This is a genomic window from Thermococcus fumicolans, assembly GCF_055386755.1.
In genome coordinates this window covers 100407-125800 of sequence record NZ_AP042424.1, presented here as the reverse complement: position 1 = coordinate 125800, position 25394 = coordinate 100407, and the positions used below count along the sequence as shown (strand labels likewise).

The window sequence follows — 25394 nt, the reverse complement described above, 5'->3', positions numbered from 1 at the left end:
AGGATCTGTCCCAGTTTTTCTATCCGGAGAGCGTCGCGGTCTTTGGCTCCTTCAAGGATGGCGCTATAGCGAGGGAGATCCTCAGGAACATCGTCGAGGGCGGTTTTGAGGGAAAGATAATCCCCGTGAACCCCAAGGGCGGAACCGTTGAAGTCGCCGGGAAGGTCTTTGAGATCAGGCAAAAGCTTGACGAACCCGTTGACGTCGCGATAATAGCGGTTCCCGCCAGAATAGTCCCCGCTTTAATCGACGAAATAGGGCCGTTCATCAAGGGCGCGGTCGTTATTAGCGCTGGTTTTTCAGAGGTCGGGAACGATGGGCTTGAGCGCGAGCTTGTTGAAAAGGCGAAAAAACACGGCGTCCGCCTGATAGGTCCCAACTGTGCAGGTATCTTCGGGGTTCACGGGAAGTTCTTCGGCTCATTCGAGGTCCGGGTTAGACCTGGTGGGCTCGCTTTGATCAGCCAGAGCGGGGCTTTCGGCGGTGCTGCCTTGACGATGGGCAACGACGAGGGGATAGGATTTTCGGCCTTCGTTTCCTATGGAAACGCCGCTGACCTGAACGAGAGCGACTTTTTAGAATACTTCGCCGACGACGAGAACACGAAGACCATAGCCCTCTACATCGAGGGCGTCAGGGATGGCAGGCGCTTCCTTAAGGCGCTCCGCTACGCGAGCGAGAAAAAGCCCGTCATAGTGCTCAAGGCAGGGAAGAGCGCGAGCGGAGCTAAAGCCGCAGCAAGCCACACCGGTTCGCTCGCTGGTTCATACGAGATTTATCGGGCTGCCTTCAAGCAGGCAGGGGCGATAGAGGTCGAGGAGATGGAGGAGCTCTTCGACGCGGCTAAGGCCTTCGAGATGTACTCCAAAGCCGGAAAGCGCGTAGCGGTGATAACCAACTCCGGCGGGCCCGGAGTTTTGGCTACCGACAAGCTTGAGAAGCTTGGCCTCGAGATAGCTAAGCTGGGCGAGGAAACCGTTGAGGAACTTCGCTCCTTCCTTCCAGAGCAGTGCTCCGTTAAGAACCCCATCGACCTCATAGCCGACGCCGACTACGAGCGCTATAAGAGAACCATCGAGACTGTCTGCAGGGACGAGAACGTTGACTCTCTCCTCGTCATCTGCGTGCCGCCGATCTTCATCCCGAGCGGGGAGATAGCTAGGGCGGTGCTCGATGCCGACTGCGACAAGCCGGTTATAGTCAACTTCATGGCGGGGGAGCTCGTGAGGGATGGGGTTGAGGTCCTTGAAAAGGGTGGGGTGAAGAACTTCCCCACGCCCGAGAGGGCCGCCAGGGCCCTTCACTGGCTCTCAAAGCGGTGATCGTTTCTCTTTTCAAATATGTCCTTCACGTCGTCCAGAACGCCGGTTTTGGCGAAGACTATCAGTGAGCCCTCCTCGGGAAGCTTGGTGTCGCCGGACGGGATTATCAGGTTCCCCCTCCTGTCGTAGACGGCAACTATAAGCGCGTCCTTCGGGAGGTTGAGTTCCCTGACCGTCCTCCCGGCCACCCAGCTGTCCGGCGTTATCTCGAAGCGGACTATCTCGGCCCCCTCCTTGGGGAAGAGCACCCTGTCGAAGCCGGGAGTTGATAGGTTCCTCGATATGTACTCGGCCGCTATCTCCTCGGGGGAGATTATGAAGTTGAAGTACCTCTTTAGATCCGTCACCCTCTCGAAGATCCTCTTGTTCTTGGGGTTGCTTATCCTCAGGGCTGTGTACACGTTCGGGTTGAGGTTCTTCGCCAGAATGCACGCGAGTATGTTGGCGTCGTCCTTCCCGGTTAGGGCCGCGAAGGCGTGGGCCTGCTTTATGTTGGCCTCCTCGAGGGTTTTTGGATCTGTGGCGTCCCCTTCTATGACGAGGCCGTTTATCTCGAGCGACAGTTCCCTGGCCCTCTCTCCGTTCTGCTCTATAACGGTAACGTCGTGGCCCTCCTCCTCGAGCATCTTGGCCACCAGATAGCCGACCCTACCGGCACCCATTATTATCACGAACATCCTACCACCACCGGGAAAATTGAGGAAAAAGAAAGCTCACTCGAGCGAGAGCAGGTATTTGGCGATCTCGGCGTAAGCCGGCCTCGTTACAAGCACGCCGATGAGGACGCCCAGTATGGTCGTGAAGGCGAATCCCTTGAGCGTTCCGACGAAGTACATGAGGAGGAAGCTCATCGCGACTATGGTGGTCGTTGCCGACGCCAGGATGACGAAGAAGGCCCTGGCCATCCTCTTGATGAGCCCCATCCTCTTTGCCACCTTGCCCGTTGGGGACCCGCCGAGGAGCTCGTCGGTGATGACTATCTGCTGATCTACACCTGTACCTATGGCCGCTATGATGCCCGCTATACTCGGGAGGTCGAGGTTCCAGCGGATGAGGGCCGCTATGCCGAGGATTATCGTGACCTCGAAGAGGCTAGTGCTGGCCACGGGTATGGCTATCTTCCAGCGCCTGTAGTGGAAGTAGACTATGAGCAGGACCGCTATCAGGGCCCCTATCCCGGCTATTCCGGCCTGCTTCTTGAAGCCCTCTCCCAGGGTGGGCGAGATGTACTCCTCGCTTATGACGTGGAGCTTGACGGCCAGGGAACCGCTCCTCAGGACGCTGTATATCCTCCTGGCCTCCTGGAGGGCCTCTTCCTTGGTAGCGGCGCTTCCGCTGAGCTGCAGCCTGTCGACGGTGCCCTCGGCCGGGTCGAACTGGAGGGTGTACGGGCCGTAGAGGTTGAGGATCCTCATGACGAAGCCCTTCATGCCCTCGTCCGGCTGGGGCGTGAAGTAGGAGACGCGAATCTTTAAGCCGTTCTTCAGGACTACGTCCTTGACCCCGTCGTAGAGGTTTTTGGGGACGTCCGCTAGGATTATGGTCTTCTTTCCTAGCTTCGTCGCGTTGGAGACTATCTCGCTGGCACTCTGGTTTGTGTAGACGATTACAGTGTCGTTGAAGGCCTTCTCAATCCTCTCCGGGAGGGGGAGCGGGCCTTGGCCTGCCTCGCCCATGAAGTCGCTCGATTTCATCTCAGAGTACACCCTTTCAGAGACCACGAGGAGGGCGTTTGTCGGAGGATCGAGAAATATGTCAACCGGCCAGCCTACTTTGCCGCTTGCCACCTTCTTGAAGTTCTCCTGGGCCTTTCCTGAGAGGGTGAAGCCAACGTACCAGCAGGTCGGGCACTCCCTGAGGTTGAGGCCATAGTCGCTTGAGTGGACCGTAACATCGGCCCCGGTCGCGAAGACCACTCCGTTGAACTCCATGTAGAGGACACCCTGGCTCTCTATGAGCCTCTTTATCTGCTTGGCCTCGTCGAGGGTGACGTTGGCGACCTTGACTACTATGAGGCTCTCCCCGGTTTCGGGATCGCGCTGGGATTCGATGGTTATGTCTTTGACTCCGAAGGTGTTGAGCCTGTTCTGGAGGGAGGTTATGATGCCGTTAACGGTGTCGCCGCTCACAGGCTTTTCAGGCTTGGCTATGAGGGCCACACCACCGCCTATGTCTATACCGTAGGTGAGGCCGTTGGCGGCTATAGCCGCTATCGAACCGATCAGGAAGAGCGTGAGCAGGAGCACCCTCCAGTTGAGAAGGAGGGCCTTGATACCTCTTCTCTTCCGGGCCATCAGCTACCCCTCCTGAGCTTGATCGAGAACTTGAACGGGCTTGCTATGTACCACCTCAGCACGCCGGCGTTGAAGACCCACGTGTTCATGAAGTCCGCCAGCAGGCCGAAGATGAGGACTATGGTTATGTTGTCGATGACCTGGGAGGTCGAGACGAGCCAGAGTATGAAGAGGGCACCGAGCGTTGTCGTGCTCATCGTAAAGCCCGTTGAGACCGCCGAGAGGTAGGCGTCCTCAACCGTGTCCTCCTTTCTCCTGAGCAGTCTCGTGGTGAGGAGTATGTTGCTGTCGACTGTGTAACCTATGAGCATCAGCAGCGCCGCTATCGTGGCGGTCGTCAGCTCTATCCCGAGGATCCCCATGGTTGCCAGGGCTATGACCATGTCCGAGAACGCGGAGAAGATTATGGTTCCGGAGGGTATGGGGTCCCTGAAGAACAGGAAGACCACGATGGCCATCCCTATGAAGGCGTAGATAACCGCCTTCACCCCCTGCTTCTGGGCGATTTTACCGAAGGTCGGATCCACAACCCTCGGTGTTATGTCGGCGTCCTTGTATTTGAGCTCGATTGCGTTGGAGATTGAGTCCGGATTAGTACCCGCCGGGGCGTAGAGCCTTATGCCCGAGAGCCCCGTTACCGGGTCGCTGAACTTTTCGGCCCTGACGGGTATCCCCGTCGTCTCCTTGATGTAGCTGGCCAGCTCGTTCGGAGACGCAGAGACGTGGTACACGGTTACGACCACTCCTCCCTTGAGGTCTATACCCTTCTCGGGCGGGTGAACCGCGAGCAGGAGTGCCGCGAGGATGAAGACCACCAGCGGGTAGAGTATCATCCTCTTAGGTTCCATCCTGACGAGAAAGGAAAGTCTTTTTCTTTTCTCTTCCAGCACTTTATCCCCTGGCCTCGATGGGCCCTTTCCCTTGTTCTTAGATGCCATAACCACACCCCACTGTCATTTTATACGGATCGGTGAACATCCACTGAACCACTATCGATAATGAAGCTGGTGGGTTTTAAAATTAGTGGTGGGCCCCGTTGAGAGTTTCCAGAAATCCAGTTTGGGGAGGAGAGAAAAGGCAAAACCAAAATCGGGGCCGTGATGATGGCAATATCCACTCGTATTCAGAAACTTCCGCGAAATTCCAAAAACGGCTGAAAGATAACAGCTTAATAGTTTACAGGTCCAGCCTAATCCGGTTAAAACCTAAAAAGCCCGCTCAGAGCTCTTTGATTTGGGATTAACTTTAAAAAGGGAAGAGCCTAGCCATCGTCGGGTGAGAGCCATGGGCGAGATAGAGACGATAGGGTTCCACTACGTTGTTGAGGCGGCAGGTTGCGATCCCCAGATCCTCGGTAACGCTGACAAGATAAGGGAGATCTTCCTCGAGGCCGCTAAGGTAGGCAACATGGAGGTTAAAGCCAGCTACTTCTTCAAGTTCTCGCCGACCGGCGTCAGCGGCATGGTCATCGTAGCGGAGAGCCACATCTCAGTTCACACCTGGCCGGAGAGGGGCTACGCAGCCCTCGACGTCTACACCTGTGGCACCAAGGCCGACCCGGAGAAGGCCGTCGACTACATCCTCGAGCAGTTCAAGGCCAAGTACGCCCACGTCAGCGAGATAAAGCGCGGAATCGAGGAGGACGACGACACCTACACCCACATGATAATGACCTGGGAAGAGGCCCTTAGAAAGAACGGAAACGGGCAGTGAATTCAAAGCAGCTTTTCTATCTCCTTTACCCTCTCCAGCGTGTCGTTGAGGATCTTCCTGACGTTCTCGACCTTGGTCTTCAGCTCGCGGTTTTCGCTCTCGAGCTCCTTGATCCTCTCCTCGAGCTTCCTGCACTCCTCCTCGGGGACGAGCTTCCCGCCGCCTGCTAAAATCTCGATGTTCCTGACGAGCTCGTCGAGCTTGCCCTGCTTGATCTGCTCATAGGTCTCCCTGACTAGCTGTCCGGCCTTCGTCTCGCCCTTGAGGTGCTTCCTGATTGTTGCCTCGGTTCTGCCGAGCTCCTCGGCTATCTCGCCGGTGGTCATGCCGGCCTTCTCCCTGGCTATGGCACCGGCGGCAACTGCTAAGCTGTCGACCCAGGTGAGCCTCTCTGCCGGGTCCTTTATCAGCTCTATGACCTCGGGCCTGAAGAGCGTCGCGAAGAGCAGTATGCTCTCGAGCCTGTGTATCTCCTCCCTCCCGATCGGGTTCAGCGGAACCTCCATCCTCTCACCCCCTTCCAGTTTTTCACTCGGTTTCGACGATTCCACCTCTCTTCAGAACCTTGTCGTGGTGGACGACTATTCCCTTGTCGGTTATCTCGAAGGGGTGCCTCCTCATGCTGTGGCTCGTCCCGCGCATCTTCCAGACTATGAGTGAGCGCTTAAGCTCGCCGTCAATCTCGTCGAGGTCGAGGCGGATTATTCCGTCGACGCCGTGCTCGACTCCGGGACCGCCGAAGCCCCTCTCACCGACGCTTATCTGACTGACGAAGATGCTCGTGACGCCGAGGCCGGCTAAAACCCTCTTGAGCTGCATGACGATGCTCCTCGCCATAGCTGGTTTGTTGATGTAGAGGGTCGTAACCGAGTCAACTACCAATCTCTTCGCCCCGATGTCCTTCACCGCCGTCCTGAGCACGTCTATGAACTCCCTGATGTCTGTGAGGTCGTGGACTATGTACTTCTCGTACTCCTTGCTCTTTCCGATTCCAGCTGTGAAGGCATCGACCATGGCAAAGAGGCCCTCCTCCTCGTACTTCCTGACGTCCCAGCCGAACCCGGCCATGTTCTGCCTGACCTGAACGGGGTGCTCCTCGAGGGCGACGTATATTCCCGGCTCGCCCATCTGGAGGCCGCTCCAGAGGAACTGCTGGGAGAATATGCTCTTCCCGGTTCCAGGGCCACCGCTGAGTAGCACAACGTTCCTCTCCGGAATCCCCCCGTTGAGTATCTTGTCCATCCCCGGGATTCCGGTTTTAATCCTGCGCATGAGCGTCACCCCCCTTTAGTAACCTTTGGTTACCATTAGGTTCTAACGCGGAGGTTCTTAAAAAGGTTACGTTTGGTGAGAAAAGTTTCTAGCCGAGTTTATTCGCCCATGGACAAAATGCACTCTAATGTACTTCGGTGCGTTACCCACAACATTTATAAGAAGGTGCGAATGTAAGGAGGTGAGAACTTGCTGGTCGTGGATAGAAAACTTGCCGGCATACTAGGTGGCCTCGGGAACGTTGGAATAATACTTTCCATAGCGGGCCTCGGTGCCGTTATGGAACCAAGCGAAGCGGGAATAGGATTCACATTGGCCATGGTTTTTCTCGGGATTGGAAGCGTTTTGGCACTGATGATAGGCCTGACGTCGCTTGCCCACTACTACAACGTTCCGATCAAGGATAAAACAACGAAGTTCGCCTGGGCGACTTTAATAGCATATATTCTCACACTGTTGACCTTATGGATAAACTCCGAATCAATGATAGGATTCCTTTTGTTCATGGCGTTTGTAGTTTTGCTAATATTGACCAAAAAAGATGTCTACATTTACACTGGTCAGGCCTCTTCAATCTTCGGAATTGTGGCAAGGGTCTATGCAAGGGTTTCAAGGAAGGCCATTGACCCCCACAGTGGAGGAAGTGGAAACGTCGTTGTTGTGATGACCCCCCAGGCTTACGTCGGTTCTGGAATCGCTATGCAAATCTTCGCAATTCTCCTCGCCCTCGTTCTCTGGTTCACCCTTGAACCAATAGCCTGGATACTCTGGGGACTCGCCGGGAAGTGAGGGGTACCAAGGCAAAAGCTTCCTTTTCCTTCTTTCGATTGCCTTTGAAGTAGTGGCAGGCGGCAACTGGTTAAATTTAACTTCACAACCTACCTTAACTGGTTAAGGTAGGTTGTTACTACTTCTTCCTCCTCAGAAACTCACCGATGTCGGTGACGTTCAGGATGAACTTTTTCTTACTGTCCGGGTTTATCCTTCCTATGCCGAGGATTACCCCGTTCTCGTCGTAGATTACCAGCTTCTTCGTGCCCTGCCAGTTGTACTTCCTCACGCCGCTCTTCGGGACGTCTTTGCCGGTGGTGAAGAGAAAGCCGGCCCTGGGGGTTAAGACCGCGTAGTTCTTCTCAACATCAACGAAGTAGAAGAACTCGACGTTGGGGTAGAACTTCTCCACAAGGTTCTTATCCACATTTATCGTGCCGACGAAGGTGCCGTAGGCGTAGGGCTTCATCCCTAGGCTTTCTATCCCCATCCAGACCCTCTCGTTCACCGCGTAGACGTCCCTAAAGCGGCCCTCAACGACGGCAAAAAAATGGTGCCTGAGCTCGCCGTACTTCTCGGCCTCGCGGAGGATTAAATCGTACTCCCAAGCCGAGGAGCGGCGGTATCGGAGAACCTCAGCCATCCCCCTCTCCCTCGAGCCGCTCTATTAGCTCTGCAAAGCCGTCCATATCCGTCTTCTCAAACTCCCTCTCGAACTCGAGGCCGAGTTTGGCTATCTCCTCTGGGCTTATCGTTGTCTCGGGCTCCTCGGCGTTTATCCCGGGGCAGCTTTCATCGTAGTAGAGCCAGAGCTTTTCGCCTTTGTGGTGGAACGGCTTCTCCCCCTCGACGCCGAGCGGCTTCCTCGAGACCATGAAGGGGTAGATCCTGCAGATTATCGGGTTGGCGTCGTGGATAGTGCATTTCCCAGTCTCCGGGTCGTGGAAGACGCAGCCGAGGTCCCACTCCCTCACAGCCATGACAAAGCGGATTTTCCCGTCCTCGACGGAGAACGTAACAAAGTCCTGGGGGTCGTAACCCTTTCTGGCGATTCTCTCTATATCCTTTAAGGTTAGATAGACGTGCCTCCCCCTGCAGCAGTCGAGGCAGTGGAGGCACCTGAACTCCACGGGTTCCGTGAATGGTCTCGGCCTGAAGCGCATGGTTTAAAGTGGGGGGAGGGTTTAAAAAGTGTGTCACTTGGAACCGAGGGAAACCAGGAAAGAGCCCTCGTCCTCCTTTCCCATGTACCTGACCTTGAACGAGACTCTTTCGTACTCCCCCGGTTTTTCGTTTTTGTGGAAGACTATCATTGTGCCGCTGCCCAGGTACCAGTAGAGCTCGCCGCTCTCGCGGGCCGCCCTCACGTCGAAGGAGTAGTAGTTTACGGAGACCGACTTTGAGCAGTTAGCCTTTAGAACCCATCCTCTCCCCATGCCGCCCCAGACCCACATGTCCATGCACCATCCGGGCGTCTCGAGGGTTATCGTGACGTTTCCAGCCTTCTCCTCGCTTGAGCGGATTATCAGGTTGTTGTAGTAGGGGCTTAGGATAACCGCGTAGGTGTAATTGACGTTTCCGATGGTCTCGTTCACCGCGAGGAGGGGCTGCCCTTTGGGGGAGCTGACCTCGAATATGTTTGTCCCGTGATGGAGGATCGGGTATATCATGGCCGCCAGAATGCTTAGAAAGACGACCGAAAAGGCGAGTACTATCAAAAGGGACGTTTTCTGCTCATAGGACAGGCCCTTTAACGCCATTTGACCACCTGGGTTAAGTAAGGGGCGTAGATTTAAAAGGTTTACTGGACATTAAACCTTTAGCTCTTAAAGGAGTTCGACACGGGGCTTAAACGGGCGCTGGAATAGTGAACATGTCATCATCGTTGGCGGGCTTTACTTCAGAGTGGCTTTTGGGGTACTGGCACTCTCCTTGAAAGGAGTGGGGGCAGGGGAACGATAATGCAACGGTTAAGAATCTTCTCATGGGTCACTCAATCAGGGGCGACATAAACGCACTCCATTACTCCCGCAGGAGCGTTTACGGTGGAGTCTTTCAAAAAGATCCAAATTCGGGGCAAAGCCCGTGTGAGTATCTTAGATGGATTTCTCAATTCCTTCCAATCTCGTTTCGAGAATCGCCTGTCGCAAGGGACGCTCCGGAATCTGATAAACCCCCCGTTTCGGTTTTATCAGAAAGCCCCCATCAACGAGGTTCTTGAGGACCTCCTTTGCCCTTCTTTCGGAGATTCCCAAGACTGAGGTTATCTCGGTGATAATCTCTTCGGTTGTTACACCATACGAGGGTCCTTTGGCAACCCTTTTCAAGGCGATTATATACGCGGGAGACCTGTATATTCGGATAAAATTGCCCAGATCTTTCTTCCAGAGCCTGACAGCATAATGAAGAGCCGTCCTCAGTGCTTCCCCATGAGAATTTCCCTTAGTTCTCAATTTGCCATAATACGCCAAAAACCCCGGGACGTTTGAGAGCTCACGGGCTGCCTCATAAAGCTCCTCTTCATGGGCATCGGGAAGGCCCTTTCTCAGGTATTCAACGCTTTCCTCAACTGTCCATCTGGTGATGTGAATTTTCTCAACGTATCTCGCGAAGAACGGCTTGTCCCCTGAAGGGTTTATGATTCTCTCCAACAATCCCGGCATCGAGCCCGACAAGATTACTGTAACGTTCTCTAAGCCGTCTGAAATCGTTTGGAGCATGCCGAGCATGTTCAAAGGTGTAAACCTTGGAAGGACCTGGGCCTCGTCAAACACCACCACCGTCTTCTTTCCCGACCTGTTCAGGTGCCTAAGGAGGTTCAGGAACGCATTCTGAAACTCGGCAATTCCCCTTGGTTTAACGTCCATCTTCACAATCCCGAGGCTCAGCGTGGCGGAGTATTCAAGCTCTTCGGGTATGTTCGCCGAAATCGGGACGAGTTCGGTGTAACTTATTGCCTCACGCCCCATCCCAAAGGCCAGGTCGTAATAAAGGTAATTGTATCTCGAGCGGTGCTTGTTGAGAAAGACGTTGATGACACTGGTTTTGCCCACTCTCCTCGAGCCCAGAATCGCCACGAAGTCACCCTCATCAACGGCATTCTTAAGTTTCCTAACCGCTCTCCTGTGGGCTTCCCCATGAAGGTTTTTCTCATCTCTTATCGGGCGGGTACTGAACAAAGTGAACACCCCATCACTAGTGATGCCCCATCACTTTTAAGGCTTTCCACTCAAAGCCAAAGCCGTCGAGGTTAACAGGTATTTCAAGAACAAGCAGGATCAAGATTACAAGATCCATGAAAATTTCACCTTCTTCTCCTGCGTTTTCTCCTAGCCTGTGTGAGAATATACCGTGAAACCATCCTCCTATATTTCATCCAAATTCTGCTTGTATACAGCTTGGCCAAAATTTTCTGGCGTTAAAATTTGTCATGACGGGGTTTGTACGTGCCTCATGCTGGGAATTAGTTGAGAGAGCTTTCTTGGATTCACGGCCGATATTTGGGGGTTCATCCCTTCCGCGCCCTTCGGGCGCTATTGAAAGTGAACCCCGTCAAAAACGGGTTTGAGAGCGAAAGCCACTGAGAGCAAGACTGCAAAAAGCACGTACGAACCTTGATGAAACTTTGCGCAGGCAAAGTTTTTTTCCGTGGGGCAAAGCCCCGCACCGAGAGTTGAGAGTACAGGAAACTTTTCTGACGAAAAGTTTCATCAAAGTTTGTGGTTCCTCTTAAGTTGCCAGATTGAGGGGGATTCCATAGAAAACGCCGGAGTGAATTTGAATTTCACCCTTTGCTAATTCTCGTTTTAAGTAGAGTTCAATTTTAACCGAGGCCCGAAGGGCCTCAAACAACGAGAACTCCTTCAAGGGATACAGTAACATAGGGAATTCCAAACCCAAAACAGCCTGTAAAAGAGAATCCTCTCGCGATTTGGCGCTGTCAAAAAGAACCACAAACCTTGATCAAACTTCGCGCAGGCGAAGTTTGTTAGAATTATGGGGCCGGGGCCGGGATTTGAACCCGGGCTAGGGGATCCACAGTCCCCTGTGCTGACCAGGCTACACCACCCCGGCCATGTCCAGCTAAACCTTTTGGGTTAGCTTTATAAAGTTTTCGACACAACGGGCTGAAAGAGAGAGGATATGCCTTTTACTTACCCCAACCCGCCCCTGAAGGCGCTTTCGGGACAACTGAAAGTGATCGGGAGGTTTCGAGATGAAAGCCAAGCGCGAGGCCCTTACAAGTCTCTTCACGGCGATGAGAGAGGGGAAGGTGGACGAGGACATAATAGAGCTGCTCCTCCTCATCAACTCCATTAAAGGCATTTACACGACCTCCTCCTGCTCCGGCAGGATTGGAATCATCGAGGAGCCGGCCCTGGGGGCCAAGCCGCTCTCCCGGTGGCTGATAAAGGTCCACAGGCCCATCGAATTCGAGGAGGCCAAGAACGCGCTTAAGGACGCGAGGGAGGGCCTCATCTTCCTCAAGAGCCAGCCTCCGATTTTCCACGTCGTGGCGGAGGACATGGAAAAGGCCAAGAAGCTCCACGAGCTTGGTCTCGCGAGTGGCTTCAAGTACACGACCTTCAAGGTCATCTCCAATCGCTACCTCATCGAGATAAACGCCACGGAGTACCTCACCGCCCCCCTCGGGAAGGACGGAAAAGTCCTAGTGAGCGACGATTACCTCAGCTTTGCCATAGAACTCGGCAACTCCATGCTGAGGCGCTCGAAGGGCAGGCTTGCCCGGCTCGAGGAGAGCTTCAGGAAGCTGAAAGAAGAGCTTGGCGAGGATGAGCTGTTCTACGAGCTTGTGGAGAAGTTTGAAATAGGGAAGGGCTGGAGGCTCCCCTAACGCATCTCGTTCCACCCCGGGTTCCCGTACTTTTCTTCTACCAGCTTCTCCGCCAGCTCAAGCTCGTAGTCCGTAAGTTCGCCCTCCTCCATCGGGAACGCGTTGAAGAAGCCCTTTTTGAGAAGCTCGTAGGTCTCCCAGCGGTTGAGCTTTATTCCCTCGCGCTCCAGCGTTGTAACGCGCTCCCATATCGAGGAAACACCCTTGTCCTGGAGCTTGAGCCTGGAAACGCGAAGGACTTTTCCGAGAACCTCAACTCTCGTCGCGTACATGAAGGTGCCGTGCTGTAAAATCACGCCCTTCCTCCTCGTCTGGGCTGAGCCGCTGATCTTCTTTCCGTTCACTGTGATGTCGTTCAAGCCGGAAAATCCCGCATCAAGACCCAGCTCCTTCAGCGCATCGACCAGGGGGCCCGCTAAATAGCGGTAGCTGCTCTCGACGTTCTTGAGCATCGGGTGTAGGTTCTCACCCGCTATAACCGAATAAGTTATCTCGCCGAACTCGTCGTGGAAAACTGAACCTCCACCGGTTATCCTCCTGACAACGGGGATGCCGAGCTTCCTCGCCTCGTCGAGGTTTACGTCGTGGACGACGCTCTGGAAGCGGCCTATGGTTACCGAGCTTGGACTGAAGGCGTATAAGCGAACGGTGTCAGGAACCTTGCCCTCGATCCTCGCGCGCATTATGGCCTCGTCTATCGCCATCTGAACCTCCGGTCGAGCGACTATGAGCGGGATGAAGCGCATCATTCGAACCACCAGGGTTAAAAAGTTCTGCGAGTTTTTAAGCCCAGCGATGATGACGCCCAAGCCCTCCTGAGGGGTGATGAGAGCGGTCACCACTGAGCCCTCAGACTTCCCTCAACATCTCGCTCGAATACACGACGTACCTCGTTCCGTTGAGCTCGGACTCGTAGACCCTCGGGAGCCTCTTGAGCTCCCTATTCGAATAGACCGCGATGTAGTCCGCTATCGGGGGAGTTCGGAGCTCTATCACTACCTCCCTCTTCACGGGTACGCCCCTGCTTTCCAGACTCAGCACCCCGGGTCCCTCGGTCGCCCTGTAATCGCTCCCCAGTACCAGGCGGGCTTTCACAAAACCTACCGCCCTCTCGACATTCCTCCTTCCCGTGAGGCCGGCAAGAACGAGGCCCATCAGGCCAGTTAGAACGGGGAGGATCCATCTGGGCATCAGCGCTGGGGAGAGGATTAGTGCGGCAGAAGCCACTAGGATCACGGTTAGGAAGCCCCCGAACCAGAGCGCCCATTCCAGGGTTGGTCTTACCTTTCTGGTCAGCCTCTCCAGCTGGCCCCCGACCACCGGCAGGAGCACGAAATAAACGCCCACTGGAAGGGGTTCTTGGATCCCGGTGGCCTCGGTCGCTATGTACACGAGGAAAATGCCCCATGATGCCGTCTCGATCCCTGGTAGGAGAGCGATGGGGAGGACGATTAGGAACCACTGAAGGGGCAGGGCGAAGGAAAGAACGACTAGGCCTGGGGTGAGGAGTAGCAGGCGGAGGGCAAGGGAGATCAGGCTCTCATCTGGGCCACCAGCCTGGAGAGAGCCTTTCCTGTGGGTTCTCTCTCCGGATCCCAAGCCAGGACACCTCCTCCGAGCCTTTGACGGAGGGCGAGCCTTCTGAGGCTCAGGAGCCCTCTCAGCCCTTCGTCCACCCCGGAGTACTGGAAGACGTCGAGGATGAGGGGGCTTCTTCCCCCCAGGTATTTCCTGAGCGCCTTCTTCCCTTCCTTTATCTCCCCGAGGTTTCTTTCTGAGACGCTAGTGAAGTAGAGCACGAACGGCGTGTACTGAACGAGTATTCTCCTGCTCCTCCTAACGGCGGTTTCAAAGTCCTCCCTTCTCTCGAAGGTTCTCTCAAAGGAGAGGAGCCTTATGTGGGCCTTGGTCTCGGTCGTGGGAGTTGTGAACCTGCCCGTGCCGACCAGGTAGATGCCGACGCTGAAGTTCTTCCACGTCAGGTACTCGACGAGAGAAGCCGCCAGGGCTATCGAGCTCTCGAGGGCGAAGTCCTCCATGCCGGTGTCTATGTAGATGAAAACGCTCCTCTTACCCTCGCGTTCGAACTCGTTGACGAGGGGCTTTCCCCTCCTGGCGGTCGCCTTCCAGTTGATGAACTTCAGGGGGTCGCCGGGCAGGTACTCCCTGACCTCCGAGAAGTCCGTGGAGCGGGAGCCTATGAGGGAGTAGGTCGTCGGGGGGACCGGGAACTTTGACCTCTCCATCGGTAGCCTTACCCTCCTGCGCTTGACGACACTAGGGAGGCCTTTGATGACCGTCTCGCCCCCCAGAAACGCCAGTGACGCTTTCTCCAGCCCTAAGAGGTGCTCGCTGTAGACCTCCGCTGGCGGGATCCTGTGGAGGCCCCTCTTGAGAACCCTGGTCGTGTACTCGATCTCCGCCCTGAGCTCGCCCCTCCCCTTGAAGAGAACCGCCGAAGTGCTCCCCCCAGTGGGCCTCAGCTCCGGCGGGAGGTTCTCCCTTAGGACGACGAAGCCGACGCCTTTTCTAACCCGGATCCTCAGTCTGACCTTGACCTCGCCTCCAACCCTGACGTCCCTCCTCTCAACCGCCCTCTCGACCGAAACCCCATCCGGCTTCGGGATCAGGATCCCTAGGGCAAGGTAGAGCAGGGGGACGGCGGAGAGGCGCAGGAAGATGGGGTTTTTAGAGACCCCCAGGGTTACGAGGACGAAAGCAGAGAGCACGAGGGCCGTTGCGGGCCTCACTCCCCTCCCCCCAGCAGGTCTATGATCTCCTCCACCAGTCTGGCTCTCCTTCTAACCTCTGCCCTCTCCAGGCCTTTTAGGGGGCTCTTCCTCGGGCAGTAGGAGGTTATTATCCTCAGGGCCTCCTCCGTCCTCTCCCTTCCAGCGCTCTCGGGCCCGTAGGCAACGAGGTACTCTATGAGCGGAACCGGATCACCTGCCTCCACGAACCTGCTGACGGCCTTCTCGACCTCCTCAAGTTCCCCGGTGTCCTTGAGAAGGGGGCCGGCTTTCCCCCCTTCGAGTACTATAGCTGGTGGGCCCAGGGACTGGGCTACCTTTACGGAGTAGGTCGCCGCCAGGACGATCAGGACTACGCCAAGGAGGGGGGATCTGTAGTCGGCGTACAAGACCAGGAGGGCCATCAGCGCCACGAGCCAGGCCTCGTCCCAGGGCAGAAGGAATGCTAGGACCCTGCCCGCGAAGAGGGAGATGCCGAGGTCGAGGAAAAGGCGCGTGCCTGCTAAGGAGGAGGCGGCAAAGGCAGCCAGCAGGATCCCAGCCGAGCTCGCGATGATCCCAGGCTTTCCGCGGCAATCGCTGAAAACGAGGCCAAGGCCGAGCCCGGCGACGAGGAGAGAGGCCATCGGGGAGTACCTGTAAACCAGAGCCGCCGAGAGGATGACGGGCACTGAGTACCTAAGCCTCCCCTCCACCGCACTCCACCCCCAGCTCCTCCAGAAGGCTTAGGAATGTCCTGAAGTCCTCCCCTGAGAACTCCTTTCTGCCGTATTTGGCCGCTTCAAACATCCGTGTGATCTTTTTGAGGGTCTCCCTTCTTCCAGTCACCCGTTCAAGGCCCCTCAATATCTCCTCGGGCGTTGCGTCTTTGACCCTCACACCCATTCTGAGTGCGAAGGGGAGGAGGCAGAGCTCGTAGGCCTTTATTACGGCCTCCCTCGGTGGAAGGACGTGGATCTTCACCTTGTCCCCCGATTCGGTCGAGAGTTCGTGTTCACCCGGGGATGGTCTCAGGGTGAAGGAATCGGAGGTTCCAATAGGCTCCCCGTCCAGGTAGAGCGCGGTCGGCTCAGTAAACCTGATCTTTACCTCCTCCCCAGTCAGAAAGACCCTTCTCCCTATGGGTATCCCACGCCTCCCCTGGGGCGGAGTCTTCTTCCCCCTCCGGAGGGCCTCCAGGGCGAAGAGGGACGACGCGACGATGGCCAGCGCAAGGGCCAGAACCCAGGTTGTGCTCTCCCCCCGCGGGGCTATTCTAACGGAGCTCTCCCCTATGTAATCCCCGGCCCCATCGTACGACACGATCCTAACGGTGTTGCCCTCTCGCAGGAACACGTTGAAGCCCGCCCCGATTGGGACTACGACCTCAACCCCCTCCGGGAGTTTCCCGAGGTCAAGGGTTCCCTTTGCCAGAACCAGCCTTTTCTCCCCGAGCTCAATTCCGTCTACGGCCAGGCTGATCTTTACCCTCCTCTCCCCTCCTGCAGGGAACTCGACGGGAAGCTGGGCGTTGAAGTACCTTCCCTGAACCTTTACCCTCGTTCCTCCTCCGTCCGAGAGCCTTACCTCTATCTCGTCCCCCTCCTGGAGCCCCTCCACTCTTCCGCTCACCACCAGGATATCACCTCCCCTCGGTCTCACGTCCCACTCGGCCGAGACGACCCTCACCGTGGCGGATCCTGAGAGGGGCCCGCTCTCGACCCTGACGCTGTACCTCCCGGGTTTTTCGAGCGTCAGCACCTCCTCAAAGGTTCCGTTCTTCACGCGGGAGCTCCCTGCGTAGTTTCCGTTGATGTAAAACCGAACCTCGGTCAGGTTCTCGCTTCCGGGCCCCTGGATGCTTCCCTTGACTTTCACCGGGCCTGGAGTTGCAACCCTTGGAACATCAAGGGTCATCTTTGGGCCGGCCTTTACGGTGACCCAGCCTTCCAGTTTCCCGTAGAGGTACGGGGAGGAGTACTCGACCTCCAAGAGGTACCGGCCGGGGGGAAGCCCGGCCCTGCATTTTATGGAGAAGTTCTCGGGGACGCTCTCCCTGCAGACCTCGGTTCCGTTTAGGTAGACCTCCAGCTCTCCCGCTTCCTCCACGCTCCCCCTCAGCGTGAACGGAAGGCCCGAGGTTATGCTGCCGGGAAGCGAGAGGCTCACCCGTCCGCGTTCCCTCACTATGACCGGCACCTCAAGAACCGCGCTCGCGGAGCCGTTTTCAGCCTTAAGCCTCACCCAGTACCTGCCGGGGAGGGGCGGGCCGATCACGGTGAGGACGTTCCCCAGGAGCCTGACCGGCAGGTCTGAAGAGATAACGGAGAGGGTGGAGTTCGGAATGAGGTTCAGCACCGGCACCTCGGCCCTCTCCCCGGGATGGATGACCAGTTCCTGCGGGTTGACCGCGAGGCCCTTGCCCCCACCTCCGGCCACAGCGTAGTCGAACCTCTCCCCTATCCACCGCGGGACGTAGGATACCGCGCTTTCACCACCGCCAACGGTCGGGTCAAAGGTCACCCATCCGATTCCCCGGAAGTACACCTCAGCCCATGCGTGGAGCCTGTTCTGCCTCACCTCCTGCTCCCCGGGCTTTGCATCTATCAGGTACCCCACCACAAGCCGCGAGGGGAGGCCGTTGAGTCTGGCCAGGATCACAAAGGCCGTACTGAAGTCGGTGCAGATGCCCTTCTTCGAGACGAAGAGGAAGTAGTAGAGCGGGTCCGAGTCCTCGGGCACCCACTGGGGGTCGAGGGTGTAGAAGTAGTTGGAGCGCAGGTAGGCCTCTATGAGCCTCGCCCTCTCGTAGTCTGAAGACGCCCCGCGGGTTACGTTCTCCGCGAGCTCTTTTATTCGCTCCGGGAGCTCTGGGAGCTGGAGGTAGGCGGAGAATTCCTTTCCCTTTGGAGCCCTGGCCTTTTTTAGCTCTTCCTCCGGAATATTGCAGTGGATCGCTTTGAACGAGAACCCCTCAACTTTCCTGTCCGTCCGGTAGAGGGAGTTGAGGGGGTCGTAGACGGCCGGGACTGAGAGAGCCTTGGAGCGGAGCCACACCGGGAGGTAGCCGCTCGTTGGCTCTGGAAACGTCACCGTTATGTTGTCCACCGTCGTGGGGTATACCTTGCTGCAGTCGTCGAACTGTATCGGCCCCCCTACTTCCCGCGTCCATGTGCCGTTCTCATGGTAGGTGTCGTAGACTCCGATTCGCAGGTACCTCGTGTGGGATGCCCCCGTAACGGTGAAGACGACCTTCGGGTGGAGCGGTGGGGTGAAGTAGTCCTTCCGGAGGTAAGGGGGCGGCTCCAGCCTAGCCCCCGTTTCCTGGGGGAGGGGCTCCCTCACCCTGGGCCCGCTTTGAGGGGCCGAGAGCGCCACAAGCACGGACAGGAGGATCAGGAGAACGGCCACAGTGGGCCTGCCCTTGTCCATGGGGTTCCCATCTCCTCAACAGAATTCGTTGACGAACCCATAAACGTTTCCCAGAAGAGAAGGCTTTCATGACCGCCCCTTTCTGTCCCGCCTCATCTCCTCCACAAAGCTGACGAACTGCTCCCTCTCGGTGGACGCGTTGTAGTGCTCTATTTCGGCGGAGATAAACCTCCGGCTTTCCTCTATCTCCCGCATCAGGTCTTCCGCTAGATCCCTCAGCGGTCCGCGGAGCTTTCTTGACGTGTGCCCGAGGAACTCGATGACTAGGTTCTCAACTTCAAGGATGCCCTTCATGACGGATATGTAGTCAGATCCCCTCGCGGTGAGCTCAACGCCTTCAAAATTCACGCGCTTTCCTGGGAACAGTTCCTGCAGTGTCCTCCTAAACCTGCAGACCTGGGCGTCCTTCTCCTCCAGAAATCGCTTGAGCTTGATTTTCCTGTAGTCATTCGGGAGCTTTTGGACGGCTCCGCTATACGCGGCTATAGCGGCCTCCATGACCTCCAGCGCGAGCCACACGAGGTTCTCCGGCCTCTCCTCGGCTATGACGTCCAGCCTCTCCCTGAGGCTCCTGAGAAGTGGATCTTCCTCAAAGGGGCCTCTGGTAGGGGCCATTGAACCACCTTAATGAATTGCGTTGAATCCCGTAAAAACCTTTTCAAAATGTGGTGGACCGGGCGGGATTTGAACCCGCGGCCTCCGCCTTGCGAGGGCGGCGCTCATACCAGGCTGAGCTACCGGCCCGCACCCGGTATTAGTGAACCCTGCGGAGGTTTAAAAAGTTTTGGTATCGATCGACACCTGCTGAAAAATTGAGAGGAATGTGAGGTTTCCTCACGGCTCCACCTTGACGGGCTCGACTGAGATGGTTCCGTTGGCGGCCATACCGAGCCTCACGTAGTGATAGAAGCCCCCCTCGTCGGGTTTTGCGTAGAGCGGTGCCCCACCGCCGCCCGTTATGAGCATCTGGACACCGTCCTCCTCGCCGTACCAGTAGATGTGGATGTGGCTGAAGATCCCGAAGGCGTTGTAGGCCTTCATCAGGGCCAAAAGCCTTCTTCCGTCCTCTGGGTTCATCGCGTGGTCTCCGTGGGGCCTCGGATCCACCGGCGGGGCGTGTAGAACCAGGATGGGCCTCTCTTCCCTCTCCTTTGCCAGCTTCATCTGATTCTCCAGCCACTTGAAGGTCTCGTCGCTGAGGCCGTAGTTGTCCTCAACGTCGTTGATGATTATGTAGCGGTAGTTTCCGAAGGAGAAGGCGTAGTTGTCCGGGCCGAAGAGCATGTGGAAGACGTTTATCCCTTCCCCGCGGTACTCGTGGTTGCCTGGAGCAACGAAGATAGGCTTGTCCCACTTCCACTCCTTCATCAGGGCCGCCCACTCGTCCACCCTTCCCGTGTAGACCAGGTCGCCGCCGTCGAGTATGAAAACCCCGTTGTCCTCGTTGATCTCATCGCGTATCTTTAGGAACACCTCGGGCGGCTTCGTTCCCCCGTCGGGCCTGTGGTCGCCGAAGGCGAGGATCCTGTAGTTTTTGACCTCCTTCGGGACTAGGTCTACCTCCTTGGAGGAGCTCACCACTTTCACTTTGGTTCCGCCCATGTCGACGGACTTGGTCTTTCCAGCTATCTCGACGTAGCTGGGGTTGATGTTTTCGATGACGTAGGTGAGCTCTTTATTCTTCGGATTCTTCACCCTTATGCTCACGTTGAACCCGAGGGCGTGGATGTAGACGGTTGAGCCGTTTACGAGCCTTATGAAGCCTCCCTTAACGGTGACGTTCTCCCCTTCAACGATGCGCCAGTAGTAGATGAAGGGCTCCATAACCTTGAACGAGGTGAGGTACCAGCTCTCGCCCTCGTCCTGGATTCCGTCCCAGTCGTTGTCGCCTATGACCTTCAGCAGAACCCCCTCGAACTCACCGCTCCTCACGATGTCGTCCGCGTTGACTTTCGCTCCCTCTTTCAGCCTCATCGCGTACTCAAGGGCCGCTCCGGCACCTGCCTTGCTCGTTCCAGTGAAGACTAGGTGGGCTTTTCCTTTGTCGTTGAAGGCAGCCATAACGCCCTTGTCCGGCCCGACAAACTTTATTCCGAGCTTGTAGACGACGTAGCCGAAGTAGTCGCTGACCGTTATGAGTATGGGCTTCCCCCTCAGGATCTTTCTCGCGTCCTTCGGAGAGAGCACGGCTATGCCGCCGTCGTACTGGCTCGCTGGAAGGATTTTGGCGTTCGGGAAGTAGTGCTTGGCGAGGTCTTCGTAGCCCTCGCTGGCGTAGACCTCTGAGGTATTGAGGAGCTTTGCCCAGTTTTCCAGAACCTGCCCTTTCTCGTAGGATCCGAAGTCTATTCCAACGGGCGTCTTGGAGCTGGACGTTGTCCCCGTCCCTGTGCCTCCCCCTATGCACCCCGATGCCACAATAAGAAGTGCCAACAGCAGCGCAACGCCGGCTTTTCTCATTCGGGTCACCTTGGCCCGAGTATCCCTTAGGATTAAAGTACTTTTTGGCCTTCCTTCGTGAACACGTTCGAGTTTATTTTTCCACCAGAACGGTGGGTTTTTAACTGCTGAACGGCAACATATGGCGGTGGTGGTATGAACCCGATCGACTTTCACAGGGACAACTTTCCGGGCAACGGTAAAATCGAGGTCATCCCGAAGGTTCCGCTCACGTGGGAAACCCTCCCCCTGGCTTACACGCCCGGAGTTGCCGAGGTCTCCAGGGAGATAGCCAAAAACCCGGACAAAGCCTTTGAATACACCAACAGGGGCAACACTGTTGCGGTAATCAGCGACGGAACCCGTGTGCTGGGTCTGGGCAACATCGGTCCCCTTGGGGCTCTCCCGGTGATGGAGGGTAAGGCACTGCTCTTCAAGGCCTTCGGTGGCGTTGATGCATTCCCCCTAGTTCTAGCTGAGAAAGACCCGGGCAGGTTCATTGATGTGGTAAAGGCGGTCTCGCCCTCCTTCGGCGGGGTAAACCTTGAGGACATTGCCTCGCCCAAGTGTTTCTACGTCCTTGAGCGTCTCAGGGAAGAGCTTGACATCCCCGTTTTCCACGACGACCAGCAGGGAACTGCGAGCGTCGTTCTGGCGGGCCTGTTAAACGCGCTAAAGGTTGTTGGCAAAAAGCTAAAGGAGGTGAGCATCGCGCTCTTCGGCGCTGGCGCGGCCGGCTTCGCCACGCTCAGACTTCTCGTTAAGGCTGGGGTAAACCCGGAAAACGTCCGCGTCGTCGAGCTCGTGAACGGAGTGCCTAGGGTCCTAACCCCTGACCTGCCCCTCGAAGAGATGTTCCCCTACCGTGGAGAGCTCCTCTCGAAGACGAACGGCGGAGGAATCGAGGGAGGTCCCGAGGAGGCCCTCCGTGGGGCGGACGTTCTCATATCCTTCACGAGACCCGGGCCGGGAGTTATAAAGCCAGAGTGGATACGGAAAATGGCAGATGACGCGGTGGTGTTCCCCCTTGCCAATCCGGTCCCCGAGATACCCCCAGAGGAGGCCAAAAAGGCTGGAGCCAGAATAGTCGCGACCGGGAGGAGCGATTACCCCAACCAGATAAACAACCTGCTCGGCTTTCCGGCCATCTTCCGCGGAGCCCTCGACGTTAGGGCTAAAACGATAACGGACGGCATGATAATAGCGGCTTCAAGAGCCATTGCCTCGGTAATAGAGCCGAGCGAGGATGAAATAATCCCCTCGCCGTTCCATCCTGACGTTCACCCTGCTGTGGCAAAGGCGGTCGCCGAGGAGGCCATAAGGGAGGGCGTTGCGAGGATGAGAGTGAACCCCGAGGCGGTCGCCGAGAAGCTCATGATGTGGCGGGAATTTTACGAGGGAAACATCGCTCCGCTCAACGAGAGAAGGAAGAACTACCTGTAGAGCGAGTTTCCATGGGCGTCTATGGCAACGATAACCGGGAGGTTTTCGACCTCTAAAACCCACAGCGCCTCTGGAACGCCGAGGTCGAGCCAGTGGACGGCTTTAACCCTCTTTATGCTTTCAGCCGCCAGGGAACCGGCCCCTCCGGTGAAGGCGAGGTAGACGGCCCTACCCTTAAAGGGTTCCGGGTTCATTCCGCCCTTCCCGATTATCCCCCTCACGCCGAGGCTTAGAATACCATCGAGGTAGCGGTTCATCCTCGCGCTCGTCGTCGGCCCTGCTGAAACCACCTCCCAGCCGTCGGTCTTTTTCCTAACAACGGGCCCGCAGTGGTATATCATCGCTCCCTCCGGGTCGAAGGGCAGTCCCTCCCTCGGAAGGCTCAGGATTCTCCTGTGGGCAGAGTCCCTAGCCGTAACTATCTCCCCCGAAAGGTGAACGACGTCTCCAGCCTTAAGCTTGAGGACGTCTCTCTTACCCGGGGGCGTTCTCAGCTTCACTGCCAAATCTTCACCCTCCCGTTGGGTTTTAGCCTTAAAAAGGCCCTCCTGTTGGCCCAGCACTGGACTATTAAACCAACGGGAAAGCTCGCCGGATGCCTGTGGGCGACCTCGATTTTAACGTCTAACGCGGTGGTTTTTCCGCCCATCCCCATCGGCCCGATTCCGAGGGCGTTTATTTCCTCCAAGAGCTCATCCTCGATTTCCGCAATCATTTCATCGGAGTTCCTCTCGCCGACCCTTCTGAGGAGGGCCTTCTTGGCCAGCATTAGCGAGTAATCAGCGCCACCACCAACGCCTATTCCAACCACCACGGGAGGACAGGGCTTTCCACCGCAGGCCTTAATCCGCTCGACGACGAAGCGCTTAAGGCCTTCCCAGCCTTCGCCTGGAGTAAGCATCGCCAGGGCCGAGCAGTTCTCGCTTCCACCGCCCTTTGGCAGAACCGCCACCTCTACCTCGTCACCATCGACGAGCTCCCAGTGGATTATCGGAACGCCCTTTCCAGTGTTATCGCCGGAGTTTCTGCCGCTCAAAACGTCCACCGCGTTCGGCCTGAGAGGGACCTCCCTGGTGGCCCTCCTGACGGCCTTGATTATGGCCCTCTCAATTTCTCCCAAAAACGGGCTGTAGATTCCGGCTTTGACGAAGAATGTCATCGTTCCGGTGTCCTGGCAGACAGGTATTGACCTTTCTCTCCCGATTTCGATGGCCTTAAGGATGTTTTCAAGGTTGAAGCGCGCTATTTCTTTCTCTTCTCTTTCGTAGGCCCTTCTAAGGGCCTCAACGGTATCCTTTGGAATCGTCGTCACGGCGAGCCTTACCGCCTCGACGAGAGCTTCAACGGGCAATGACATTCACCTGTTAAAAGTTGGCTCCAGAGTTAAAAAGATTGACGTGGGGGTTTAAAAGTAGAGTGAGAAGTTTTCCACCATACTGCAAAACTTTCGCTCAAATCTTTACCGCTATACTGGTAAAGTTTCGCAGAAAAGCTTGCCACCATACTGGCAAACTTTTGCGCGGAACTTTGCTGGGGAAAGAAAAGCGAAGGAAAAGGCTCAGCCCTTCAAAATCTCGACTATCTGTTCCGCCACCTGAACGCCGGCGCGCATCTGTGCCTCTTCCGTTGAGGCGCCTATGTGGGGGGTGAGAACAACGTTGTCGAACTTCGTGAGCGGGTGGTCCTTCGGAAGGGGCTCCTCCTCGTAGACATCCAATCCAGCACCGTAAATCCAGCCCTCCTTCAGGGCTTTGACGAGGGCCTCGGTGTCAACGACAGCTCCTCTGGCCGCGTTGATGAGTATGGCCGTCGGCTTCATCAGCCTGAGCCTCTCCTCGTTTATGAGGTGGTAGGTAGCGTCTATGAGCGGCACGTGGAGCGTAACGACGTCGCTCTCCTTCAGGAGGTCTTCGAGGGAAGCAAACGTCCCGCCGACTTCTTTGGCCCTCTCCTCGTTTGGATACGGATCGTAGAGGAGGACTTTCATCCCGAAGGCGTTGGCTATCTTGGCGACCTGGTAGCCTATCCTTCCGAAGCCGACGATCCCGATGGTCTTGCCCTCGAGCTCGATCCCCATGGCCTGCTTCTTGGCCCAGACGCCTTCCCTCATCTTCCTGTCCGCGAATGCTATCTTCCTTGCAACTGCGAAGAGCAGGCCGAAGACGAGCTCGGCGACGCTCCTGCTTGAAGCTCCCGGGCTGTTGACGACCTTAATCCCCCTCTCCTTTGCCGCCTCGAGGTCTATGTTGTCGAGGCCAACTCCGGCCCTTCCGATGACCTTGAGCTTTGGAGCCGCCTCGATGACCTTCCGGGTCACCTTGGGCTTGCTCCTGACGATTATAGCGTCGACGTCCCTAGCTAACTCTATCAGCCTCTCTTCGTTGGGGTACTCCTCGTAGAGAACCTCAAAACCCGCTTCCTTCAAAACCCCTATGGCCTTTTCGTGCAGTGGCGCGGCAACAAGCACCTTCATCCTCATCCCCTCCTCTTGACTGACATGAGCAGCACCTGATCCGAGGCGTCCTCGGCGCGGTCGGCTATGTCGCCGATCTTGGTGAGGATCTGGTTCCATATCAGCTTTGCGTAGGTGGTTATCACCTCGCTCTCAAAAACCTTCCTCTTGAGCTCGTACTCGACCCTGTCGGCCTCCTCCTCGGCGTCTTCAACGGCCTTGGCCAGCTCCATCGCCTTGTCAACGTCCGTGTTCAGGGCCCTGACGGCTTCCATTAAAGTCTCGTATGTCTTGATGCCCGAGTCTATGAGTTTCAGGAACTCGTCCTTCAGCTCTTCCGGAACCTTTGGCTTCGCGAGTACTATCGTGTGGGCCGCGCTCTCGGCGGCATCAGCCACCTGGTCGACTAGCTCGCTCAGCCTGACGTAGTCGCCCCTGTTGGCTGGGAGAAAAGCCCCCTCGTAGAGCATCATCTCTATGCTCCTTCTAAGCCTATCTGCCTTAGTCTCGAGTTCGTTCACCTCGTTCTCGAACTTCTCAGCCTCGCTGACCCTTCCGTCAACGTACGCCTCCACCAGTGCCCGAAAGGCCGTTAGAGTTTCCCTTACAACGTTAAGGTGATCTTCCAGCGCTTTAAACACGTCGTTCTCCTTTCCACCGAATATCCCCATC

25 protein-coding genes and 2 tRNA genes are annotated in these 25394 nt (G+C 56.5%); 5 read left to right on the top strand and 22 right to left on the bottom strand.

Translation table 11 applies throughout. From position 1 onward, the window contains the following. The first annotated feature begins 5 nt into the window (after nt 1–5). Nucleotides 6–1322 (top strand): acetate--CoA ligase family protein, encoded by a 1317-nt coding sequence (locus ACZ5AM_RS00635; RefSeq protein ID WP_464915835.1) that lies wholly within the window; start codon nt 6–8, stop codon nt 1320–1322. Here ACZ5AM_RS00635 and ACZ5AM_RS00630 read toward each other — a convergent pair. The 3 genes from ACZ5AM_RS00630 to ACZ5AM_RS00620 are packed head-to-tail and all read right to left on the bottom strand — an operon-like array spanning nt 1301 to nt 4554. Then, nucleotides 1301–1999 (bottom strand): potassium channel family protein, encoded by a 699-nt coding sequence (locus ACZ5AM_RS00630; protein WP_464915077.1) that lies wholly within the window; start codon nt 1997–1999, stop codon nt 1301–1303. The two genes, ACZ5AM_RS00635 and ACZ5AM_RS00630, sit on opposite strands and share 22 nt — an antisense overlap. Nucleotides 2000–2035: 36 nt before the next feature. Further along, nucleotides 2036–3616 (bottom strand): preprotein translocase subunit SecD family protein, encoded by a 1581-nt coding sequence (locus tag ACZ5AM_RS00625; protein ID WP_464915076.1) that lies wholly within the window; start codon nt 3614–3616, stop codon nt 2036–2038. Beyond that, nucleotides 3616–4554, bottom strand: coding sequence for a protein translocase subunit SecF (locus ACZ5AM_RS00620; RefSeq protein WP_464915075.1), 939 nt, complete (start codon nt 4552–4554; stop codon nt 3616–3618). The genes ACZ5AM_RS00625 and ACZ5AM_RS00620 overlap by 1 nt, the downstream gene beginning before the upstream one ends. Nucleotides 4555–4900: 346 nt before the next feature. Here ACZ5AM_RS00620 and speD point away from each other — a divergent pair, with 346 nt between their 5' ends. Beyond that, complete coding sequence (speD, locus tag ACZ5AM_RS00615) at nt 4901–5329, top strand: adenosylmethionine decarboxylase (RefSeq protein WP_464915834.1); 429 nt, start codon at nt 4901–4903, stop codon at nt 5327–5329. 2 nt (nt 5330–5331) lie between these two features. On the opposite strand, the gene ACZ5AM_RS00610 is transcribed toward speD, so the two are convergent. Next, nucleotides 5332–5835 carry a hypothetical protein gene (locus ACZ5AM_RS00610; RefSeq protein WP_464915074.1) on the bottom strand — a complete coding sequence of 168 codons (504 nt, stop codon included), beginning with the start codon at nt 5833–5835 and terminating at the stop codon, nt 5332–5334. 22 nt (nt 5836–5857) lie between these two features. Next, entirely contained in the window at nt 5858–6601 is a 744-nt protein-coding gene (locus tag ACZ5AM_RS00605) for a KaiC domain-containing protein (RefSeq protein WP_464915073.1), read from the bottom strand. A 198-nt stretch (nt 6602–6799) separates the two neighbouring features. Here ACZ5AM_RS00605 and ACZ5AM_RS00600 point away from each other — a divergent pair, with 198 nt between their 5' ends. Next, nucleotides 6800–7390 (top strand): hypothetical protein, encoded by a 591-nt coding sequence (locus ACZ5AM_RS00600; protein ID WP_464915833.1) that lies wholly within the window; start codon nt 6800–6802, stop codon nt 7388–7390. A 118-nt stretch (nt 7391–7508) separates the two neighbouring features. Here the strand turns inward: ACZ5AM_RS00600 and ACZ5AM_RS00595 are convergent, their stop codons facing one another. The 5 genes from ACZ5AM_RS00595 to ACZ5AM_RS00575 all read right to left on the bottom strand — a co-directional run bounded on the left by ACZ5AM_RS00595 (nt 7509) and on the right by ACZ5AM_RS00575 (nt 11446). Next, complete coding sequence (locus ACZ5AM_RS00595) at nt 7509–8015, bottom strand: PUA domain-containing protein (protein ID WP_464915072.1); 507 nt, start codon at nt 8013–8015, stop codon at nt 7509–7511. Then, entirely contained in the window at nt 8008–8535 is a 528-nt protein-coding gene (locus ACZ5AM_RS00590) for a YkgJ family cysteine cluster protein (protein WP_464915071.1), read from the bottom strand. Before ACZ5AM_RS00590 ends, ACZ5AM_RS00595 begins: the two co-directional genes overlap by 8 nt. Nucleotides 8536–8568: 33 nt before the next feature. Continuing rightward, nucleotides 8569–9132 carry a hypothetical protein gene (locus ACZ5AM_RS00585; RefSeq protein WP_464915070.1) on the bottom strand — a complete coding sequence of 188 codons (564 nt, stop codon included), beginning with the start codon at nt 9130–9132 and terminating at the stop codon, nt 8569–8571. A 336-nt stretch (nt 9133–9468) separates the two neighbouring features. Further along, nucleotides 9469–10560, bottom strand: coding sequence for an AAA family ATPase (locus tag ACZ5AM_RS00580; RefSeq protein ID WP_464915069.1), 1092 nt, complete (start codon nt 10558–10560; stop codon nt 9469–9471). A gap of 809 nt (nt 10561–11369) precedes the next feature. Continuing rightward, nucleotides 11370–11446, bottom strand: a tRNA-His gene (locus ACZ5AM_RS00575). A gap of 142 nt (nt 11447–11588) precedes the next feature. Between ACZ5AM_RS00575 and taw3 the strand changes: the two genes are divergently transcribed. Further along, a complete protein-coding gene (gene taw3, locus ACZ5AM_RS00570; protein ID WP_464915068.1) occupies nt 11589–12227 on the top strand; it encodes a tRNA(Phe) 7-((3-amino-3-carboxypropyl)-4-demethylwyosine(37)-N(4))-methyltransferase Taw3 in 639 nt (212 codons plus the stop codon). On the opposite strand, the gene ACZ5AM_RS00565 is transcribed toward taw3, so the two are convergent. From ACZ5AM_RS00565 to ACZ5AM_RS00530, 8 genes are all read right to left on the bottom strand, one after another. Beyond that, nucleotides 12224–12973, bottom strand: a complete 750-nt coding sequence (locus ACZ5AM_RS00565) for a lipoate--protein ligase family protein (protein WP_464915832.1) — start codon at nt 12971–12973, stop codon at nt 12224–12226. The genes taw3 and ACZ5AM_RS00565 overlap by 4 nt on opposite strands. Before the next feature lie 103 nt (nt 12974–13076). Beyond that, nucleotides 13077–13826 (bottom strand): hypothetical protein, encoded by a 750-nt coding sequence (locus tag ACZ5AM_RS00560; protein WP_464915067.1) that lies wholly within the window; start codon nt 13824–13826, stop codon nt 13077–13079. Next, nucleotides 13760–14977, bottom strand: a complete 1218-nt coding sequence (locus ACZ5AM_RS00555) for a DUF58 domain-containing protein (RefSeq protein ID WP_464915066.1) — start codon at nt 14975–14977, stop codon at nt 13760–13762. The genes ACZ5AM_RS00560 and ACZ5AM_RS00555 overlap by 67 nt, the downstream gene beginning before the upstream one ends. Beyond that, nucleotides 14974–15672: a hypothetical protein gene (locus ACZ5AM_RS00550; protein WP_464915065.1), complete on the bottom strand. Its 699-nt coding sequence runs from the start codon at nt 15670–15672 to the stop codon at nt 14974–14976. Before ACZ5AM_RS00550 ends, ACZ5AM_RS00555 begins: the two co-directional genes overlap by 4 nt. Then, nucleotides 15656–18388 carry a transglutaminase-like domain-containing protein gene (locus tag ACZ5AM_RS00545; protein ID WP_464915064.1) on the bottom strand — a complete coding sequence of 911 codons (2733 nt, stop codon included), beginning with the start codon at nt 18386–18388 and terminating at the stop codon, nt 15656–15658. The genes ACZ5AM_RS00550 and ACZ5AM_RS00545 overlap by 17 nt, the downstream gene beginning before the upstream one ends. A 66-nt stretch (nt 18389–18454) precedes the next feature. After that, nucleotides 18455–19003, bottom strand: a complete 549-nt coding sequence (locus ACZ5AM_RS00540; RefSeq protein ID WP_464915063.1) for a hypothetical protein — start codon at nt 19001–19003, stop codon at nt 18455–18457. A 51-nt stretch (nt 19004–19054) separates the two neighbouring features. After that, nucleotides 19055–19132, bottom strand: a tRNA-Ala gene (locus ACZ5AM_RS00535). A gap of 90 nt (nt 19133–19222) precedes the next feature. Further along, on the bottom strand, nt 19223–20848 hold the full coding sequence (locus ACZ5AM_RS00530) for a metallophosphoesterase family protein (RefSeq protein WP_464915062.1): 1626 nt from the start codon (nt 20846–20848) through the stop codon (nt 19223–19225). Nucleotides 20849–20983: 135 nt separating this feature from the next. Between ACZ5AM_RS00530 and ACZ5AM_RS00525 the strand changes: the two genes are divergently transcribed. Further along, nucleotides 20984–22270, top strand: coding sequence for an NAD(P)-dependent malic enzyme (locus ACZ5AM_RS00525; protein ID WP_464915061.1), 1287 nt, complete (start codon nt 20984–20986; stop codon nt 22268–22270). Here the strand turns inward: ACZ5AM_RS00525 and ACZ5AM_RS00520 are convergent. From ACZ5AM_RS00520 to ACZ5AM_RS00505, 4 genes are all read right to left on the bottom strand, one after another. After that, nucleotides 22261–22776, bottom strand: a complete 516-nt coding sequence (locus ACZ5AM_RS00520; protein WP_464915060.1) for a FumA C-terminus/TtdB family hydratase beta subunit — start codon at nt 22774–22776, stop codon at nt 22261–22263. The two genes, ACZ5AM_RS00525 and ACZ5AM_RS00520, sit on opposite strands and share 10 nt — an antisense overlap. After that, a complete protein-coding gene (locus ACZ5AM_RS00515; RefSeq protein WP_464915059.1) occupies nt 22767–23627 on the bottom strand; it encodes a fumarate hydratase in 861 nt (286 codons plus the stop codon). The genes ACZ5AM_RS00520 and ACZ5AM_RS00515 overlap by 10 nt, the downstream gene beginning before the upstream one ends. Before the next feature lie 201 nt (nt 23628–23828). Then, nucleotides 23829–24743, bottom strand: coding sequence for a hydroxyacid dehydrogenase (locus tag ACZ5AM_RS00510; RefSeq protein ID WP_464915831.1), 915 nt, complete (start codon nt 24741–24743; stop codon nt 23829–23831). Between the two features lie 2 nt (nt 24744–24745). Continuing rightward, nucleotides 24746–25393, bottom strand: coding sequence for a TIGR00153 family protein (locus tag ACZ5AM_RS00505; protein WP_464915830.1), 648 nt, complete (start codon nt 25391–25393; stop codon nt 24746–24748). Between the last annotated feature and the right edge of the window lies 1 nt (nt 25394).